The organism is Limosilactobacillus reuteri (assembly GCF_002254085.1).
GTDB lineage: Bacteria > Bacillota > Bacilli > Lactobacillales > Lactobacillaceae > Limosilactobacillus > Limosilactobacillus reuteri_K.
The window spans coordinates 1-899 of sequence record NZ_NGPY01000053.1 but is presented as its reverse complement, the minus strand read 5'-3'; the positions used below and the strand labels follow the sequence as shown (position 1 = coordinate 899).

Below are 899 nucleotides of genomic sequence, written 5' to 3'. Positions count from 1 at the left end.
GGAGGTGTAATCAGGTGCGACAATCGCAGAAAACAGAACAACAAGCTGACCGCTTGTCGAGGATAGGTTTGGAAAACCGAAAGTACACAAGGGCGCGTAGTACCGGTTATGGTGAAGGTAAAGGTATGAGTGTCACTATCCAAGACTTAGTCTTGGATCGCAATAACCTTAATCAGGCTTATTTGCGAGTTAAGAGAAATAAAGGAGCAGCAGGCGTTGACGATATGACAGTCAATGACCTTCTGCCATATCTTAGAGAAAATAAGACGGAACTGATCGCTAGTTTGCGTGAGGGCAAGTATAAACCAGCCCCAGTCAAACGGGTAGAAATTTCGAAGCCTAATGGTGGAGTAAGAAGACTTGGAATACCAACGGTGGTGGACCGAATGGTTCAACAAGCTGTGGCCCAAATTCTTACGCCTATCTTTGAGCGCGTTTTCTCTGATAATAGTTTTGGCTTTCGTCCCCACCGTGGGGCCCATGACGCTATTGAAAAAGTAGTAGATCTTTATAATCAAGGTTATCGAAGAGTTGTTGACTTAGACCTAAAAGCCTATTTCGATAACGTTAATCATGACTTGATGATTAAGTATCTCCAACAATATATTGATGACCCATGGACACTAAGACTCATTCGTAAGTTTCTAACTAGCGGAGTCTTAGACCATGGGCTTTTCGCTAAGAGCGAAAAAGGAACCCCACAAGGAGGGCCATTGTCCCCACTACTGGCGAACATCTATCTAAATGAGTTGGACAAAGAGTTGACTAGACGTGGTCATCACTTTGTGCGCTATGCGGATGATTGTAACATCTATGTTAAAAGTCAACGAGCCGGAGAACGAGTAATGCGAAGCATTACCCAGTTTCTAGAAAAGCGCTTGAAAGTTAAAGTGAACCCA

At 43.7% G+C, this 899-nt stretch carries 1 protein-coding gene; it reads left to right on the top strand.

Features of this window, described 5'->3' with window-relative positions:
* Positions 1-14: 14 nt before the first annotated feature.
* The coding region (ltrA, locus tag CBG10_RS08315; RefSeq protein WP_094512306.1) for a group II intron reverse transcriptase/maturase at positions 15-899 on the top strand (885 nt) is incomplete at its 3' end.